This window comes from Streptomyces sp. WAC07094, from assembly GCF_036320405.1.
GTDB classification, from domain to species: Bacteria; Actinomycetota; Actinomycetes; order Streptomycetales; family Streptomycetaceae; genus Streptomyces; species Streptomyces lannensis.
In genome coordinates this window covers 440,579-458,288 of the sequence record NZ_JAVMJZ010000001.1, presented here as the reverse complement: position 1 = coordinate 458,288, position 17,710 = coordinate 440,579, and the positions used below count along the sequence as shown (strand labels likewise).

The window sequence follows — 17,710 nt, the reverse complement described above, 5'->3', positions numbered from 1 at the left end:
ATCCGAACGCCGACCGCACTCGCGGCGCGGTGATCGAGGCGTGGTCGTGGGCCTCGATCACCGGCGTCGTGCAAAGAAGACCGGCTCCAGAAATGGGGGGTGTGGTCAGGGCCGTTCGCCCGTGCCGTGGATCGTGGGTCCGCCGATCACCATGGGGCCGTCCCTTGGGTGGGGGTGCGGTTGTCTACCGGACCACGACCGTTCGGATCTCCCACGGGCCGAGTTCGAGTTCGAGTCCGTCCGCGGCCGGCGTCGTGGAGAGGCGCCGGCCGAGCAGGTCGACCGTGGTGGCTTCCTTGAATGCGCCGCTGACGCGGACGGTCGACCCCGTGTCGCTCATCGCGGTGAGCCGGACCTCGATGCCTGTACCGCTCTCCTCGTCGGTGACGCGGCGGATGCTCGAGACGAGCACGTCCGCACCTTCGACCTGCACGCCGGTCGTGTCGTCGGGCAGTCGGCCCCCGGCGGGCGCCGTTCCACGAGTCACCAGCACATCGTTGTGGAAGCCCTCTGCGAGGGCGACCGCGTTCGCCCCCTGCCATCCTGCTGCCGATGGCACCACGGCGAACCGGCTCTCGATGCGCATGCCGAGGTCCTGCGCGCCGGGGGCCGGGATCTCGCTCGCCGCGGGCTCGTCGCGCAGCGGGTGGATGTTCACGCTGATCGAGCCGATCGCGCGGAGCAGGGTGATGGCGAGTTCGGAACCCTCGCCGACGAGTTCGTACTCGGTGGCGTGGTCGAGCAGTACGTTGGCCGCGCCGGCCGACACGAACTCACTCGCGGGGAACGTCGGGATCGGGTACTCGCCCCAGCCGCCCTCGGCGGTGAGCCCGCGTTCGGTCACAGAGAACTGCCCTGCGGACGCGGACCCGGCAACCGGCTCGGGCAGCGGCACATGGAAGCGCAGCCGGTGGTCGGCGGACTGGTTCAGGAACGACGTGGAGACGCGCACGAACGGCTCACCCGCCCGCACTTCCACGAGTGTCTCCACCGGTGTGGACACGGTGTCCCCGCTGCGCACGTCGCGGTCGGAGGTGAGCTGGGCGGGCCAGTCGTAGACGCGGGTGACGCGCAGCCTGGAACGCAGCGGGCCGTTCTCGAGGACGTCCACGGCGACCTTCGTCGGCTCCGACACGAGCACATCGCGCGCCGGAGGGCCGTAGTTGTAGCTGTCGCCCCGGTCACCGCCGTCGACCAGTCGGCCGACCCCGCGCAGCACGGTTCCGTCGGCTCCCGTCACATCCAGCGTGCCGTCCGCGGCCACCGCCACCTCGACCAGTCCGTTCGCCAGAGTGCGGGCGGTCGCCGTCGCGGGGGCGCCCGTCGTGGACTGCTCGGCACCTCGGTCGCTCGGCTCGACGCGGAAGCTCGCGAGTCCGGCGGCGGGTACGGTCACGGGTACCAGGGCGGTGGCGCGTGCCTCCTCCAGTGTCAGCACCCGCCACTCACCCGGATGCGCGGCGGCCGCGTCGGCGACCTCACGGCGCAGGATCAGCAGATCGAACGGTCCGCTGGTCGGCACCTCGGCCAAGTGGAAGACGAGGGTGCCCGGGGTGAGTTCGTAGCGGTCGATCAGCCGGCCGAAGAGCTCACGGCGGTGGATGCGGCGCAGCACACGTTCGAGCTGCGAGGCGTCCATGCGCTCGTCGCTGAGCACGGTCGGGGCCTTGGAGATCAGCTGCACGGGATGCGCCGAGCCGTCGGCGTCGGAAGACACCAGAACGGCGCCCTCGGGCGGCGCCACGACATCCACCTCGACCAGGGCAGTACGGACGAACGGCACCGGATTGGCGACCAGATAGCCGTCGCTCGGCACCGTGGCTGCGGGCTCGGCCAGCGCCGCGTCGCGAACCGCGCGCGCTGCGTGCGTGGCCTCGGCGAGACGTGCTTCGACCTGATCGGCGGTCTCGTCGGTGCCGGAGCCGACGACCGAGTCGTGGGCGCTCGACTCGATGATCTTGTGCCATGCGAGCGAGAGGAAGGCCGAGTCGTCGCGCCGGGACCACAGTGCGTTGAATCGCTCGGCGTGGCCGACGGTCCGCTCGGCGTCGGCCATCCGCTGCTTCAGCCGGCGCCGCACGGAGAGCACGCCCGGGAGGATGTTCCCGCGGACATGGCTGCGCAGCTCACCGGTGACGACGGCGGAGACCTCGTCGCGCACGTGCTCGCGGATGTACTCGGCGAGCGTGGCGATGGTGATCGCGCGCTCGTCGCCGGACGCGCGCCGCAGCCAGGCGGCGAGGTTCGGGTCGGGCGCGTTGTGGTCCGTGCCGGCCATCGCCAGCACCGGGTCAGCACCCCAGCGCTCGGCCGTCATGTCCGCGTACTCGCCGAGCGCGCGCCCGATCTGGTCGGGCACCAGCAGGACGTCGAGTCCGTTGTCGTAGCCGTCGAAGAGGAATTCGGTGCGCACTTCGGAGCCGTCGGGAGCGCGCCAGCGGAAGGCGTGACCGTCGACCGAGCCGGGGACACCTCGCCACAGCGCGGCGTGCTCGATTCCGGCGCGTGCCAGGATCTGCGGCATCTGCGCGACGTGACCGAACATGTCCGGCAGGTAGCCGATGGGCATGGAGCCGCCGAGGTCCGCCGCGGCCGCCCACCCCATCTGCAGGTTGCGCACGATGGTCTCGCCGGAGCAGAGGAACTCGTCGAGCAGGATCAGCCACGGCCCGATGGCGAGCCGGCCGTCGGCGACCAGGGCCATGACCCGGTCGCGGTTCTCCGGGCGCATCTCCAGGTAGTCCTCGATGGCGGCCATCTGCCCGTCGACGGTGAACCGGAAGTCCGGATCGGCCTCGGCCGTCTCCAGCACGGTGTCGAGGGCGGCCACGAGCCGGTGCCGGAACACCTGGAAAGGCTCATACCATTCCCGGTCCCAATGGAAATGAGGCACGAAGACTGCGGAGTTCTGCATGAGGGCAGGGACCTTCTGTGTGGGTGGAGCGATGTGCGTGTGGGGAGCGCGCCGGCGCGGGGTCACTTGAGGGAGCCGGCTGCGAGTCCGGTGCGCCAGAACCGCTGCAGCAGGAGGAACAGGATGATCACGGGCACGATCGAGACCAGCGACCCCGTGATAACGGATTCCTGCAGGAGTGGGGCACGGGCGGTCTGGCCGTTCCACTCGAAGAGTCCGAGCGTGATGGGGAAGAGCGACTCCTTCTGCAGCATCACCATCGGCAGGAAGAAGTTGTTCCAGATGGCCACGAACTGGAACAGGAAGATGGTCACCAGCGAGGGCGACATCAGCCGCATCGCCACCGAGAAGAACGTGCGGAACTCGCCGGCCCCGTCCAGGCGCGCCGACTCCAGAAGCTCCTGGGGCACCGCGGCGGAGGCGAAGATACGGGCGAGGTAGACACCGAACGGGCTGACGATGCTGGGCAGGAACACCGCGAGGTAGGTGTTGACGATCCCGGTCGCCGAGAACAGGAGGAACAGCGGGAGCGCGAGCGCGGTGGTGGGCACGAGGACGCCACCGAGGATGACGGAGAAGAGGAACTCCCGTCCCCGGAAGGTGAACTTGGCGAGCGCGTACCCGCACAGCGCGGAGATCAGCGTTCCGACGGCCGCGCCGAGCACCGCGTAGATCACGCTGTTCAGCGCCCACCGGCCGAAGATGCCGTCGCTGCGGCTGAACAGGGTGCTCAGGTTGTCGAACAGGTTGAAGTGCGAGAACGCGAGCCCGTTGGTGGCGGCGAGGTCGCCCTGGGGTTTTGTCGCCGCGACGATGAGAAAGTAGATCGGCAGCAGGAAGTAGATCGCCAGCAGGAACATCAGAGCCATCATGGCCGTGCGGCTGACGCGGCTCTCACGGATCAGGGGCTGGTTGCTCACAGTCCGGCCCTCTTCGACGTCAGTCGCATGAACCCGAAGCTCAAGACGAAGGTGATGACGGCGATGACCACGGAGATCGCCGCCGCCTGCTGGTAGTTGTTTCCGGATGCCACCGCGTAGGCGAGCATGTTCGGCGTGAACGTGCTCGAGATGTTCGAGGAGATCTGGCGCAGCACGGCCGGCTCTGCGTAGAGCTGCAACGTGCCGATGATCGAGAACACCGTGGTCAGGATGATCGAGGGAGCGATGATCGGGACCTTGATCTGCCACGCGATCGCCCAGTTGCTCGCGCCGTCGATCTTTGCGGCTTCGTAGAGCTCCTGCGGGATCGACTGAAGGGCCGAGAACATGATCAGCATGTTGTAGCCGGTCCACAGCCAGGTGGAGACGTTCGCCGCCGACCACAGCACGGCGTCCGGGCCGAGGAAGTCCGGCTGGAGGCCTATCCCCTTGAGCAGGTCGACCACGGGGCTGAGCTGCGGCGAGTACAGATACGACCACATGATCGCGGCGATCACACCCGGCACGGCGTACGGCATGAACGCCGTGATGCGGAAGAACGCCTTGGCCTTGAGCAGGGGAGTGTCGAGCAGCAGTGCCATGATCAGCGCCACGAACAGCATGATCGGGACCTGGACGATGCCGAACAGTCCGATACGGCCGATGCTGGCCCAGAACTCATGGTTCTGGAACACCTGCACATACTGTTCGAAGCCGCCGAAGGTCGTGTACGAGGTGCCGTACTGGCCGCCGGTCCTGCGCACGACCAGGAAGCTCTGCCAGAGGGCGTAGCCGACCGGCACCAGGTAGAACAGCACGAACGGGAGGAAGAACGGGGTCAGGAACGCGACGATGACGCCGGCCCGGGGGCCGCCGCCGTTGAGACGACGGCGGCGGCCCCCGGTCTGTGCCACCACGCGGGTTGGGCGGGTTGCTATGTCGGTCATGCTGCGGTCACTTGCCTGCCGTGGCCGGGATCGCCTGGTCCTTCATCGACTTCAGTGCGGCAGCCTGGGCGGCGGACAGCGCGTCGGTGATCTTGCCCTTGCCGCCTGCGGCCTTGGCCATCGCGTCCTGCAGGGCCAGGTTCACGGTCTTCTGCGTGGGGCCCCAGGCGAAGTTGGTGTCGATCTTCGTGGACGAGTCCGCGAAGACGTCGAAGATCTTCTCGTTGTTGTAGTACGGAACGCCCTCGGACAGGGCGGGAAGCTTCAGACCGGCGTTGGCCGCGGGGTAGAGGCCGCCCAGTTTGTTCTCCATCGCGAGGGCTTCCGGGTCGCTGTTCAGCCAGGTGTTGAACTTGACCGACTCGTACAGGTGCTTGTTGCCCTTCATGAACGCGACGGTCGATCCGCCCCAGTCGCCCGACGCGCCGTTCGCGCCCCACGTCGGCATCGGGACGATGGTCCACTTGCCGGCCTGCTTGGGCAGGTTGTCGCGGAACATGCTGTAGCCCCAGGCCGCACCGACGTAGGTGGCGATCTGGTCCTTCTGGTAGGCCGCGTACATCTGGGTCGAACCGTGCGCGAGGTCGGTGCGGACGAGCTTGTCGTCGATCAGCTTCTGCCAGTAGTCGGCGACCTGCTTGCTCTGGTCCGACTCGACGTTGACGTGCCACTTGTCGCCGGAGTACTTGTACATCTCGGCGTTGTTCTGCCAGAGGAGCCCGTTGAACCACTCGGCGTTGTTCGGATCGAAGAACGTGATGCTGAGGTTGGGGTCCGCCTTGTGCAGCTTCTGCGCGTCCGCCGCGTACTCGTCCCAGGTCTTCGGGATGGTGAGTCCGTTCTTCTTGAAGATGTCACTGCGGACGTAGAGGGCCATCGGGCCGGTGTCCTGGGGCATGGCGAACACCCCGGTGCCGCCGAAGCTGGTCTGCGACCAGGTCCACGGGACGAACTTCGACTTGGCGGCGGTGGCGTCCGAGCAGGCCGAGGCGTCCACGAAGGCGTCCTGGGTGCGCAGGCTGGGAAGCTCGTCGTAGCCGACCTGTGCGAGCTCCGGCGCCTTGCCCGCCTTGAGGGCGTTGCCGATCGTGCCGTACTGGTCGTTGGAGATGTTCTTCATCTGGACCTGGATGTCCGGGTTCTTCTTGTTCCACAGGGCGACGACCTGGTCCATGCCCGGAACGGTATTCCAGTACTGAAGAGTGACCTTGCCCTTGGAGGGCTCGCAGGACGCCGCGGAGGCCTTGTCCGACGGAGCGGGCGACGAGCACCCGGCGAGTACGACGGTACTGGCGGCCGCGGCGACCACGGCGAAGCGGATGCGCGTGACTGTGTTGCTCATTTTTTCCGTTCCAGAGAACGCCTAGCGGCGGCGCTAGACGGGTCGACGTTGACACCTGAGGCGGGATGCCTTCTGGGGACAGGACGCCACGGTGTCGGCTGGACGCCGAACGCCGAGGCGGGACTTGGCAACCATGTGTGCTATCCCCGTGAGCGTTCACGTGAACGTTCACGTGAACGCTCACGGGGAACGTTGTGAAGTGTTCGGAAGTGTGCGCTCCGGTCCGGTCGAGTGTCAAGAGTTCGAGTCGCGCACGAGTCCGGCCGGTTAAGCGGAACCCGCCAGCCGGAGCTCGGCCCGGACGACGAGGTCGTCGGCCGCGAGCGGATTCACCCCGGTCAGCAGGCGTGCGACCTGCTCGATGGCGAGTGCGCCGAGCTTGCGTGTGTCGAGGGCGACGCTGGTGAGCGGCGGTTCGACGACCGCGCCCAGTTGCAGGCCGTCGAAGCCGATCACGGCCAGTTCCTCGGGGACGCTGCGGCCGATCCGGCGCGCCTCGCGCAGCGCGCCGATCGCGATGATGTCGTTGAAGGTCAGGACCGCGGTGACATCCGGATGTGCGGTGAGCAGCGTCCTGAGCGCGGCGCCGCCGCCGTCGGCCGACTGGTCCGCACCGACCACCATGCCGGCGTCGAGCCCATGGGACGTCGCGGCGGCGGTGAACCACTCGCGCCGGATGCTCGGCTCGGCGCGGCCGTCGTGGTCGAGCATGCCGATCCGTGCGTGGCCCCGGGCGACCAGGTGCGCGACCGCGGCGTGGACACCGTCCTCACCGTCGATCCGGATGGAGCTGAACCGCGCCGTGCGGTGCTCGCGCCCGATGAGCACCACCGGCATGCCGCGGGTGAACAGTTCGACTTCGTCCTCCGGGCAGCTGAAATAGCCGACCACCGCGTCCACTTGCGAGCTGATCACCTGGAGTGTGCCGCGTTCCTCTTCGGCCCTGTCCGCCGTGTCGTACACGACCACGTGCCAGCCCCGGGACCGTGCCGCCTCCAGGGCGGCCGCGGCGACCTCGGTGAAGAAGGGGTTGAGCAGGTCGGGGATGACCAGTCCGATGGTGGTGGTGTCCTGCCGGACCAGACCTCGGGCGAACCTGCTGGGCCGGTAGCCGAGCGCCCGGGCGGCGTCGAGGACGCGCTGCTTGGTGGTGCCGTCGATCTCGTCCTTGTCGTTCAACGCCCGCGACACGGTCTGCCGGGACACCCCGGCGGACCGGGCGACGTCATGGATCGTGACTTTCCGGGGCTCGGTCCCCGGCACCGACGACGACGAGACCATCGCCCACCTCCTGCTGCTCGCGAACGCGGACGCGCCCGCAGGGCCCCGAGTATGCCTGCGCCGGGCGCGGCCGCGCGAGGTCAGGTCCCTCGGTGGGGCATGCAGCGGAGCGAAAGACCTCGGCGCCGGTTCCGGAGTGACGATGCACACAGCCGCGAACGAGTCCGATCTTGTACCGTCGAATCGGACATCCACCATTTTGTCAGACCTTTGTATTCCGTTGAAGCAATTGGGTCATGAGGCGGATCAGGATCGAAAAGCCTGTACCGCCGATCTTGCAGGCCCGGCGCTTCGCCGTAGATCCCTCAGGGGGACCACAACGCTGCACAGGAAGTGAAAGCATGCCCATCGCCATATCCGAGGCCCTTGTCGAACAGGGGCAGGTGGCCGCCGACAAGGCCGAAAGTCTCCGCAAGCCGGGTCGCTACCTGGTCAGTTCGTCGCTGGGCGGCGCCTTCATCGGGGTGGGGGTGGTGCTGCTGCTGAGCGTCGGCGGACCTCTGCTCGCCGCGTCGTCGCCGTTCACCAAGCTCGTCGAAGGGCTGGTGTTCGCCGTTGCACTGACGTTGGTGGTCTTCGCGGGTGCCGAACTGACCACCAGCAACATGATGACCATGGTCCAGGGGGCGATCGCCCGGCGCTGCACGGTCGGTAACGCCCTGGCGGTGATCGTGGGTTCGTTCGTGGGCAACCTCGTCGGGTCGGTTCTGTTCGCCTGGCTGGTGCACGGCAGCGGTGTCATCACCTCCGGTGCCACCCCGGGACATGCCGCCCCGGCTCTCGTCCTGCTGACGAGCGTGATCAAGGCGAAGACGGCGGCGTCCGGAGCGGCCCTCTTCTTTCGGGCGGTGCTCTGCAACTTCCTGGTCTGCCTGGCTGTGTGGATGGCGGCACGGACCACGTCCGACGGGGCCAAGATCATGCTGATCTTCTGGGGCATTCTGGCTTTCGTGGCGTCCGGCTTCGAGCATGTGGTGGCCAACATGACCTACTTCGCGCTCGGCATGTTCGAGCATGTGCCGGATGCGACCGCAGGCGCTTTCGCCCACAATCTCGTTCTGGTCGGACTGGGGAATCTCGTCGGCGGATGTCTGCTCGTCGGCGCGGCCTACGGCTTCCTGGGTCGGCGCACGCCGAAGGGGCCCGCCCCCGAATCCGTCGTGCTCCCGGAACGGTCGGCCGTCTCCTCCTGACCGGCGGGTTTCCCGCAGACGGTCGGCGGGTGTCCGGGGCCCGGCCGGATGGCTCGCCCAGGTACTCGCACACCATGACGCGCTGTTCGCCCGGGCCCGGCTGCGGACGCCGTCACGGTCGCCCTCCCGCCCGACTGCGGCCGACGCTGTCCGCGTCGGCCATACGGTCGAGCCATTCGGCCAGTACGCCCTGCTCGGCCGGTGTGAGCGCCGCGGTACCGCTGCTCCGGAGCGCCTCGTGCAGTGCGACGGACCGGCTGGGCACGTCGGTCGGGGCGGCGGACTCGTCCTCGTGTCCGGTCGTGATCGTGCGCAGCACCTGTTCGCGGACGATGAGTGAGATCCCGGCGTCCCGGTCGGCGGGGGGAGTGGCGAGCAGTGACAGGACCACACCTACACCGCTGGCGTGCATGATCAGGGTCGCCCGGTCCACGCTCATGCGCAGACCTCCGGCGGCGCCCACCCGCCCGATCTGCCGACGCAGCATCCGATAGGCCTCCCGGCCCGCCGGCGAGGCCCGTTCGCGCCCCTCGCCGTACATCAGGGCGTAGAAGGCGGGCATCGACAGGCCGAACTCGATGTGCAGATCCCAGCCGCGGCGCAGGTCGTCCACCGGGTCGTCGGTGTCGCCGAGGGAGTGCTTGTCGGCGAGGTAGGTGCGGAATCCATGGGTCGCGACCGCGTCGAGCAGTCCGTTCATGTCGCCGAACAGCCGGTAGATCGTCGGTGCCTGCACCCCGGCCCCCGCGCTCACCGCGCGCGTGGAGACCGCCTCTCTGCCGCCGTGGCTCAGGAGAGATGCCGCGGCGTCCAGCAGACGTTCCCGGGTGTCCGCTGCAGGAGACCTTTTTGTCTGTTTCTCAACAGTTTCAACGATAACAAGAAAAAGCTACCGCTATTAGCTTGTATGTACTACCTTGGTCGTCGGTAACGAGATCCCGTTAGCAACGGAAACAACGGACGCACCGAAGAGGTGACACTCGTGATGCCAGCGCCATCGGACAGCTACGACTACGTCGTCGTCGGGGGTGGCACCGCAGGCAGCGTGATCGCCGCGCGCCTGTCCGAGGACGGCGCCGCCCGGGTGCTGCTCCTGGAGGCCGGGGTCGACCGGCCGCCGCCGGACGCCGCCCTGCCTCCGGCCTGGCCGACCCTGGTGCACACCGGGGCGACCTGGGGCGACAGCACCGTCCGGCAGGAGGCCACCGGCACCACCGCCCTCCTGGCACGTGCCCGCGTACTCGGTGGCGGATCCGCCATCAACGCCATGTCCTTTCTGCGTGGCCATCGCTCCTGCTACGACGCGTGGGAGTCCGACGGGGCCCGGGGCTGGGGGTTCGACGACCTGCTTCCGTACTTCAAGCGCAGCGAGACGACGGTGGGGCGCGATCCCGGGCTGCGCGGTATGGACGGCCCACTTACCGTCGCGCCCGCCCAGCCGCCCCACCCGGTGATCGCGGCCCTGCTCGGTGCGTCGACGCAGACCGGTTACCGCCGTGCGAGGGACATCAGCGGTGGGACGGAGGAAGGGTTCGGCTGTACCGACCTGAACATCGTCGACGGCAGGCGCCAGAGTGCCGCCGACGCCTACCTCACTCCGTCGCGCCACCGCGCCAATCTGACGGTGCTGACCGAGGCGCTCGTACACCGCCTGGACGTCCGCGACGGGCGTTGCACGGGTGTGGAGTACAGCACCCCGGGCGGCACCGACCGCGTCGCCTGCCGCGGCGAAGTGGTGCTCACTGCGGGCACCTTCGGCTCGGCACAGTTGCTGATGCTCTCCGGTATCGGACCGCCGAGGCACCTGCGCGAGATGGGCATCGCGGTGGCCGCGGACCTCCCAGGAGTCGGAGCGAACCTCCAGGACCATCCCATATGCAACGTCGTCTACAGCGCGGCACGGCCGGTCCCGGCAGGGTCCAACAACCATGGTGAGGCCGCCGGTCTGGTCCGAAGCCAACCCGGTCTGGACGGGCCCGACCTCCAGATGGTCTTCGTGGACTCCCTCGGCCACATTCCCGGGGTCGACGCCCCCGAACCGGGGGAGGGCTACACCATCGGAGTCGCCGTGATGCGCCCCTACAGCCGGGGAACCGTCCGTCTGTCGAGCGGGCAGCCGGGTGCTCTGCCCAGGCTCGACCCGAACTACCTGGGCGACGACCGCGACCTGGCCACGATGGTCCAAGGGCTCCGTCTGGCCCGGGAGATCGGGCAGGCCGGGGCTCTCGACGACTGGCGCGCGTACGAGATGAAGCCGGGCACCCGGACGGACGACGATGCCGCCCTGCAGGCGTACGTGCGCAGAAGCCTCGCCTCGTACTTCCACCCCGTAGGCACCTGCCGGATCGGCGAGGACGCCCTTGCGGTTGTGGACCGGCACCTGCGTGTTCACGGGATCGGCGGCCTACGGGTCGCCGACGGCTCCGTCATGCCGTCCATCCCCTCCGCCAACACCAACGCCACCGTTTGTGCGATCGCCGAACGCGCTGCGGACATGCTGCGCGGCCGGGGTTCTTGACGCGATGCGGTGGTGCCCGTTCCCTCGCGCGGTTCCGGACGAGCGACCGGTCCCGAACCGCCATGTCCCGCCACCCGTGCGCGCCCGGCCGCTCACCGCGCCCTGTGCTGCCGCCGGCATCGAACGACACGAGCTCCCTGAGCAGAGCCGGAGAACCACGCCACCCATGGAAACACCCCCGACCGGTACACCGAAGGACCTGGAAGAGGTCCTGCAGAGCGCGGCCGGCCACGGCGAACCGGCGTCGGCCCTGCTGACCCACTCGTCCATAGGCCTTGCACTCTTCGACGCCGCACTGCACTGCACCTGGGCCAACGACGCCCTGGAGCAGTACGACGCCGTCCCGCGGCACAAGCGGCTCGGACGGCGGCCTGAGACGGCACTGTCCGGCAGCGTCGCCTCGTACGCGCCGGTGATGCGCCAGGTGCTGGCCACCGGCACCCCCGTCATAGGCCGCCAGTACCGCATCCCGGCCGCTGACGGCGTGGAACACCACCGCACGCTGTCGCTCTCCTGCCTGCGCCTGGACGACGCGGACGGCCGCACGACGGGGGTGGCCCTGGTGGTCGTGGAGGTCACCGGCGGGCATCCTGCCGCGGACCGTCTGAGCCTGCTCAGTGAGGCCGGTGCCCGGATCGGCACCACACTCGACGTGACACGCACCGCGGGGGAACTGGCCGCTTTCACCGTGCCGTTGCTGGCCGACTTCGTGACCGTCGACCTCGCCGACACCGTGCGACTGGGCGAGGAGCCGTTGGCACGGCTCGGTGCGGACGGCGAGTACATGCCCGTGTTCCGGAGGGCGGGTCTCGCATCGATCCACCCCGGCGCGCCGGAGTCGCTCTTCGGCGTCGGTGACGTGGTGTACGTGCCGCCGTTGTCCCCTCTGACCCAGGTCCTCTCGAGCGAGCGTTCCTACCTCGAGCCCGTCCTGGACAGGCGCTCCACCTGGCTGACCAACGACCCGGCACGGGCCAGGACGATTCGGGAACGCGGGATCCACAGCCTGATGGTCGTGCCGATCCGGGCCCGCGGAGTCATCCTGGGCGTCACGGTGTTCGTGCGGACGGACAACCGGGCCCCGTTCGACCCGCAGGACCTGCTCCTCGCCGAGGAGCTCGTGGCCAGAGCCGCGCTCAGCCTGGACAACGCACGCCGCTACACCCATGAACGCGCCACGGCCTTGGCCCTCCAGCGCGGGCTGCTTCCCCGCGCCGTCAGTGGGGGCCCCGACCTGGAGGTGGTCTCCCGCTCACGGCCGGCGGACCTCGAGGACCGTGTGGGAGGGGACTGGCACGACGTGATCCCCCTGAACGGCGGCCGGGTGGCGCTGGTGGTCGGTGATGTGACCGGGCACGGCATCAACGCGGCGGCCACCATGGGCCGCCTGCGCACCGCCGTGCACACGCTCGCCGACCTTGACCTGCCCCCGCACCGGCTCATGGCCCATCTCGACCAGGCCGTCATCCGCATCGCCGAGGAGGAGGTCGGCACCCCGGACCCGTCCGCGGGCGCCACCTGCCTCTACGCCGTCTACGATCCCGCCACCCGCCGCTGCACCGTCGCACGGGCCGGGCATCCGCCGCCCGCGATCCTCCATCCCGGCGGTGGCGTCACCTTGCCTAGGCTGCCCAACGGCACACCACTCGGCCTCGGTGTGCTGCCGTACCGGTCCGCCGAGGTGGAACTGGCCGAAGGCAGCACCATCGCCCTCTACACCGACGGCCTCATCGAGGACCGCCACCACGACATCGACACGGGCATCGAGCGGCTGCGCACCGCTCTCGATCATCCCGGCCGCTCTCTCGAGGTGCTGTGCTCCGAGGTCCTGGACACCTTGACGGGCCCGGCACCGTCCGACGACGTCACCCTGCTTCTCGCCCGCACCCGCGGCCCGGAGCCCGGCGGTGCGGCAGGAACCGGGCTACCCGGGCAGCCGTGACCCTCCGATTCCGGCACCGTGCACCGGCGGCGGGGGCGGCGGACCGATGTCGGTGGGCACTGGCAGTATGCCGCGCATGGCTTCCGCGACCGCAGCCGACTACGGCTGGATACGTTCCTCGTCCGCAGGATTCGGATACGCGTTGGACCTCGGACACACCCTGGCCCTGGTGCGCGGAGTCCGGCCCGACGAACTGCTCGGGATGGCGGGCGCCGAGCCGAGGGGTGTGTCCGCAGGGCTCGGCGAACTGATCGAGCGGCACCAGGAGCGTCTCATGGCGGCCGAGTTCTGGGACGAGACGATTGTCGCGGGAGCGTGCACCGTCGAGGGCGAACGAGGGGACTGGACTCTCGCCCTCGTGCTCGGCGGCGATCTGGGGTCGCCTTCCCTCATGGAGACCCTCTCCATCGGGACCCGGGCCGTCTCCCATTCGAGCAACGGGGGAAAGCCCCTGCACTTCTTCCACTGGTACGAGAACGGAGAGCTGCGCACCACGTTCGAGTGGCCCAAGGTCAGAAGCGGCAGCACTCCCGACGAACTGAACGCCGTGATGCGTGAGGTCGGTCTCGACCCCACGGACGACGAAGCGCCCGGTGTCGATCGCAAGGCGGCGGTGTTCGCACTGACCGAGCGCCTCACAGGCGTGCGGGTGACCGACGAACTGCTGGCGGAGGCGGAGTTCCGGACGGGCGATGTGCCCGAGGAGCCCGCCGGCTCATGGGAGAGCGTCACCGTCGACATCGCGGATGCGCAGGGCGGGCGCACCTTCGTGCAGCTTCGGCGGGATCAACTCTGACACACGGCGGCCGAGGCCCTGCGCTCGGGCCCAGCACCCACACCCGCAACGCCAATCCGACGTCCATCCTCGGTTCTTCGTTCATCTCGCCGTACGTCGGGGCCAATACCTTCCGCGTTCATGAACGACCATCACACCAGCGCCGCGGGCGTCACACGACGCGGGCTCATCGTCGGCGCCGTCGCCGCCGGGCTCGCCGCGACCGGCGGTGTCGCAACCGCCGGTCCCCGCCAGGAGAACGGATCCGGACCGGTCGGGAGACCCTCGACCTCCCCCGCCCGGGCGTCGAAGGACCTCCTCGGCCACACGATTCCGAAGTACCGGACCACCGTCCCCGGAGAGTCCGTCGAGGCAGATCGCGTCGACCGTCCCGTCGCCCCCGGGATCGTCCTCACCTCCTTCGACACCTTCGGCCGTACCGGCTGGATGCGGGTCCATGTACTGAACGCAGACCTGGGCGACGAGTCGGTCGGCGTGGACCTGGTCGCAGGCAAGGTGAGCGACGCCCGGGCGCTGACGCAGCTGTCCGATGCCCAGCACGCGGTCGCCGCCGTCAACGGTGACTACTTCAACATCACCGAGACCAACGCGGCCGAGGGTCCCGAGATCCAGAACGGCACGCTGCGCAAGGGGGCCGTCCAGCCGTCGACCGTCGCGGCGATCGGCGCCGACCGCATCGCCCGGCTCGCCGATCTCATGATCACGGGCACCGTCACCGTGGCGGACACTCAGCGGCCGCTCGCCGCGCTCAACTCCGCCACCGTGCCTGCCGACTCCATCGCGGTGTTCACCCCGTTGTGGGGTCCCGGCGACCGCACCCTCATCCACGACGGCGGCCCCTACACCGAACTCGTCGTCGTGAACGGCAAGGTCGTCTCCGTCGAGAGCAAGCTGACCGACACGGCCGTACCGGACGACGGGCTGATCGTCCTGGGCCGTGGTACCGCCGCGGGTCAACTGGCCACCGCCAAGCCGGGCGACGCCGTGAGCGTGGCGTTCAAGCCCCAGAGCGATGCGGGCTCCGAGCTGCGTACGGCGCTCGGCAGTGGCGCGGTGCTGGTCCGAAACGGCGTCCCGATCGACTTTCCGCCCAGCACGGGCAACGATGTCCCCAAGCCCCGCACGGCCATCGGGTGGCTCGACGGCGGGCACAGGCTGCTGCTGGTCGCGGTCGATGGATCGGCCAACTTCTCCGCGGGCCTGAGCTTCGACGACATGGCCAAGCTCATGGTGCGGCTCGGTGCCACCGAGGCGTTCATGCTCGACGGCGGCGGCTCCACCGAACTGGTCGCACGACGGCCCGGCGACGCCCGGGCCGATGTCGTCAACACGCCGTCGGACGGGAACGAGCGGCCCGTACCCAACGGTGTCGGGCTGTTCTCCCCGCGAGGATCGGGCACCTTGCGCGGCCTCGATGTGCGTCTCCAGGCCGACCGGGTGGTTCCCGGACTCACCATGGACGTCACGGCCGCCGGCTACGACGAGACGTGGGCACCGGTGGACGCCGACAAGAAGCCGGTCAAATGGACCGCGAAGCCCAGCTCGCTCGGCAGGGCGCAGGACGGCGTCTTCCACGCCAAGCGGCCGGGGTCCGGGACGCTGCGCGCCCGTTCGGGCTCCGCGGACGGCCGGCACGAGCTGCGGGTCCTCGGGGACCTGCACCGGCTGGCGTTCACCCAGCGCGCCGTCACGATCGACCCCGGCACCTCGGCGCGCGTCCGGCTCACCGGGTACGACGCCGACGGGTTCGACGCACCGGTCGTACCGCGCGACGTGAGCCTCGAATACGACAAGACCGTGGTCACGGTGAAGGCCGAGACCGACGGCAGCCTCAGCGTCACCGGCGCGGCGGAGGCAGGTGGCAAGGCCACCACCCTCACGGCGAGCGTGCAGGGCGTCACGGCGAAGCTTCCGGTGACGGTGGGACTGCTCGACGTCCCGCTGGCCGAGTTCGAGCCCGACGAGACCTGGACGGCGCTGGCCGCCCGCGGCACCGCGACGATCGCCGTCGTCCCGGCCCCGGACCGCCCGGGTGCCTCCGCGGACAACCACGCTCTGCGGCTGACGTACGACTTCACCGGGCAGTCCAGCACCTCGGCAGCGTACGCGGTGACCGGCTCCGGCCCGATCACCCTGCCGGCAGGCGCGAAGAAGCTCGCACTCTGGGTCAACGGCGACGGCCAGAAGCACTGGCTGCGCGCCATGATGTCGTCGCAGGGCACCACCAATGTGCCTTTCACCTTCGCCCTGACCGTCGACTGGACGGGCTGGCGCAGGGTCGTGGGCGACATACCCGCGGGCTTCTCCGACCCCGTCACGCTGCAGCGCGTCTACATCGCGGAGACGTCGCAGGCCAACAAGAACGCCGGCCAACTGGAGTTCGACGCACTCGTCGCACAGGTCGGGCAGCAGCCCGACACCAACGAACCGCCGCAGCCCGACCCCTATGTGGTCGAGCAGGGCGGGGTTCCGCACGACCGGTGGACGTTCGCCGTCCTGTCCGATCTGCACATCAGCGCGGCCGCAGGCCTGAACTCCTTCTCCGGCCGGCAGGCGGCGATCGCCCTGGACCAGGTGGTTGCCGCCGAGCCCGACTTCATCCTCATCAACGGCGACTTCGTGGACAACAACAACCCCGCGGACTTCGAGCTCGCCAACGGTCTGCTGCGCGATCACGTACCGAGTGACCTGCCGGTGTACTGGACGCCGGGCAACCACGAGGCGGGGCTGTCCTCGAGCGGCGGGCTGGAGGCCTTCCTCGCCGCGACCGGCCGCCCCAACAAGGAGGTCTTCGACCACAAGGGCACCCGCTTCATCCTGCTGGACTCCCACACGGGCGACATGCGTACGTCGGACTGGGACCAGGTTCCGCTGCTGCAGTCGGAGTTGGCGAAGGCGGCGAAGGACCCCTCGGTCACCGGTGTCGTGGTCTCCTTCCACCACCCCCTGCACGATCCGTCCGGGGCGGCCGCCTCACAGCTGTCCGACCAGCTCGAGGCCGACCTCCTCAAGCGCTGGCTGGCGGACTTCCGGGAGAACGCCGGCAAGCCGGTGGCGCTGTTCACCGGTCATGCGCACACCGCGTCGGTCAGCCGAGCCGACGGAGTGCTCGAGGTCACCACCCCGGCCGTGGGCAAGACCCCCTACAGCTCGCCCGACCAGGGCGGCTTCTTCGGCTGGATGCACGTAGGTGTCGACCGGCGGCCCGCCCGGATCAGGGCCGGGCAGCCGAGTCCGGAGACCCGTGACTGGCTGCAGGCCGAGTGCCGTCCTCTGATCGACGCGATCGAACTGTCGGTACCGGAGAAGATCACGGTCGGCCACTCGGAGGCCGTCTCCGCGACGGGTGTCACCAGCGAATTCGGCCTCGAGTTCCCCCTGCGCTATCCCGCGACCGTCAGCTGGAGCGGCGGTCCCGGACTTGCGGTGGTGCGGACGGAGTCCGAGGCGAAGTCCGCCGGGCGGAGCCCGAAGACGCTCGCGGTGTTCGACCTGGCGTCGCGCAGCCTCACCGCGGTGCGTTCCGGCACGGTCACCCTCACGGTGTCCTCGGGCGACCGGACCGCCTCCGCCACGGTCGGACTCGTCTGACCCGACGTTCGTCGGCCGAGCGGGCCCGCGACGGGGGAGGGGGGTAGGCACGAGCGCGGGACACGGGCACGGAACGGTCCCCGCGGTGGTCTTCGCCGACCGGTCCTTGTGACCGGTCGGCGGCCCCGGCGGGGGCCCTTCCGGTCCGACCGCGACGACGGCACCCCTGAGGTGCCCCCGTCTCCCTCAACCCGCCCTCGGCCGACCGGAATCACCGGCTGACGCCGATCCGGGCGAGGAACGGTTCGTCACGGCCGACCACCACG

The 17,710-nt window shown here is 69.4% G+C and carries 11 protein-coding genes; 5 read left to right on the top strand and 6 right to left on the bottom strand.

The features are described 5' to 3' along the window. Positions 1 to 184 precede the first annotated feature (184 nt). From RCR19_RS02100 to RCR19_RS02080, 5 genes are all read right to left on the bottom strand, one after another. Complete coding sequence (locus tag RCR19_RS02100) at positions 185 to 2,914, bottom strand: glycosyl hydrolase-related protein (protein WP_331263462.1); 2,730 nt, start codon at positions 2,912 to 2,914, stop codon at positions 185 to 187. 62 nt (positions 2,915 to 2,976) lie between these two features. Then, positions 2,977 to 3,834: a carbohydrate ABC transporter permease gene (locus RCR19_RS02095; protein ID WP_331263461.1), complete on the bottom strand. Its 858-nt coding sequence runs from the start codon at positions 3,832 to 3,834 to the stop codon at positions 2,977 to 2,979. Then, positions 3,831 to 4,781 (bottom strand): sugar ABC transporter permease, encoded by a 951-nt coding sequence (locus RCR19_RS02090; RefSeq protein ID WP_331263460.1) that lies wholly within the window; start codon positions 4,779 to 4,781, stop codon positions 3,831 to 3,833. Before RCR19_RS02090 ends, RCR19_RS02095 begins: the two co-directional genes overlap by 4 nt. A 7-nt stretch (positions 4,782 to 4,788) precedes the next feature. Continuing rightward, on the bottom strand, positions 4,789 to 6,123 hold the full coding sequence (locus RCR19_RS02085) for an ABC transporter substrate-binding protein (RefSeq protein ID WP_331263459.1): 1,335 nt from the start codon (positions 6,121 to 6,123) through the stop codon (positions 4,789 to 4,791). A gap of 267 nt (positions 6,124 to 6,390) precedes the next feature. Further along, positions 6,391 to 7,404, bottom strand: coding sequence for a LacI family DNA-binding transcriptional regulator (locus RCR19_RS02080; RefSeq protein ID WP_331263458.1), 1,014 nt, complete (start codon positions 7,402 to 7,404; stop codon positions 6,391 to 6,393). 341 nt (positions 7,405 to 7,745) lie between these two features. On the opposite strand from RCR19_RS02080, the gene RCR19_RS02075 reads away from it, so the two are divergent. Then, positions 7,746 to 8,597, top strand: a complete 852-nt coding sequence (locus RCR19_RS02075) for a formate/nitrite transporter family protein (RefSeq protein WP_331263457.1) — start codon at positions 7,746 to 7,748, stop codon at positions 8,595 to 8,597. 112 nt (positions 8,598 to 8,709) lie between these two features. On the opposite strand, the gene RCR19_RS02070 is transcribed toward RCR19_RS02075, so the two are convergent. Further along, on the bottom strand, positions 8,710 to 9,411 hold the full coding sequence (locus RCR19_RS02070; RefSeq protein ID WP_331269314.1) for a TetR/AcrR family transcriptional regulator: 702 nt from the start codon (positions 9,409 to 9,411) through the stop codon (positions 8,710 to 8,712). 171 nt (positions 9,412 to 9,582) lie between these two features. Here RCR19_RS02070 and RCR19_RS02065 point away from each other — a divergent pair, with 171 nt between their 5' ends. The 4 genes from RCR19_RS02065 to RCR19_RS02050 all read left to right on the top strand — a co-directional run bounded on the left by RCR19_RS02065 (position 9,583) and on the right by RCR19_RS02050 (position 17,444). Beyond that, positions 9,583 to 11,115 (top strand): GMC family oxidoreductase N-terminal domain-containing protein, encoded by a 1,533-nt coding sequence (locus RCR19_RS02065; RefSeq protein ID WP_331263456.1) that lies wholly within the window; start codon positions 9,583 to 9,585, stop codon positions 11,113 to 11,115. Between the two features lie 166 nt (positions 11,116 to 11,281). Then, positions 11,282 to 13,057, top strand: coding sequence for a SpoIIE family protein phosphatase (locus RCR19_RS02060; protein WP_331263455.1), 1,776 nt, complete (start codon positions 11,282 to 11,284; stop codon positions 13,055 to 13,057). 76 nt (positions 13,058 to 13,133) lie between these two features. Further along, positions 13,134 to 13,853, top strand: coding sequence for a DUF6461 domain-containing protein (locus RCR19_RS02055; RefSeq protein WP_331263454.1), 720 nt, complete (start codon positions 13,134 to 13,136; stop codon positions 13,851 to 13,853). 120 nt (positions 13,854 to 13,973) lie between these two features. Continuing rightward, positions 13,974 to 17,444 carry a phosphodiester glycosidase family protein gene (locus RCR19_RS02050; protein WP_331263453.1) on the top strand — a complete coding sequence of 1,157 codons (3,471 nt, stop codon included), beginning with the start codon at positions 13,974 to 13,976 and terminating at the stop codon, positions 17,442 to 17,444. Positions 17,445 to 17,710: the final 266 nt, after the last annotated feature.

What these genes read in the sequence shown, in the direction of transcription:
- RCR19_RS02100 (WP_331263462.1), bottom strand. Translation starts at nt 2,914, where the DNA reads ATGCAGAACTCCGCAGTCTTCGTGCCTCATTTCCATTGGGACCGGGAA.
- RCR19_RS02090 (WP_331263460.1), bottom strand. Translation starts at nt 4,781, where the DNA reads ATGACCGACATAGCAACCCGCCCAACCCGCGTGGTGGCACAGACCGGG.
- RCR19_RS02085 (WP_331263459.1), bottom strand. Translation starts at nt 6,123, where the DNA reads ATGAGCAACACAGTCACGCGCATCCGCTTCGCCGTGGTCGCCGCGGCC.
- RCR19_RS02080 (WP_331263458.1), bottom strand. Translation starts at nt 7,404, where the DNA reads ATGGTCTCGTCGTCGTCGGTGCCGGGGACCGAGCCCCGGAAAGTCACG.
- RCR19_RS02075 (WP_331263457.1), top strand. Translation starts at nt 7,746, where the DNA reads ATGCCCATCGCCATATCCGAGGCCCTTGTCGAACAGGGGCAGGTGGCC.
- RCR19_RS02065 (WP_331263456.1), top strand. Translation starts at nt 9,583, where the DNA reads ATGCCAGCGCCATCGGACAGCTACGACTACGTCGTCGTCGGGGGTGGC.
- RCR19_RS02060 (WP_331263455.1), top strand. Translation starts at nt 11,282, where the DNA reads ATGGAAACACCCCCGACCGGTACACCGAAGGACCTGGAAGAGGTCCTG.
- RCR19_RS02055 (WP_331263454.1), top strand. Translation starts at nt 13,134, where the DNA reads ATGGCTTCCGCGACCGCAGCCGACTACGGCTGGATACGTTCCTCGTCC.
- RCR19_RS02050 (WP_331263453.1), top strand. Translation starts at nt 13,974, where the DNA reads ATGAACGACCATCACACCAGCGCCGCGGGCGTCACACGACGCGGGCTC.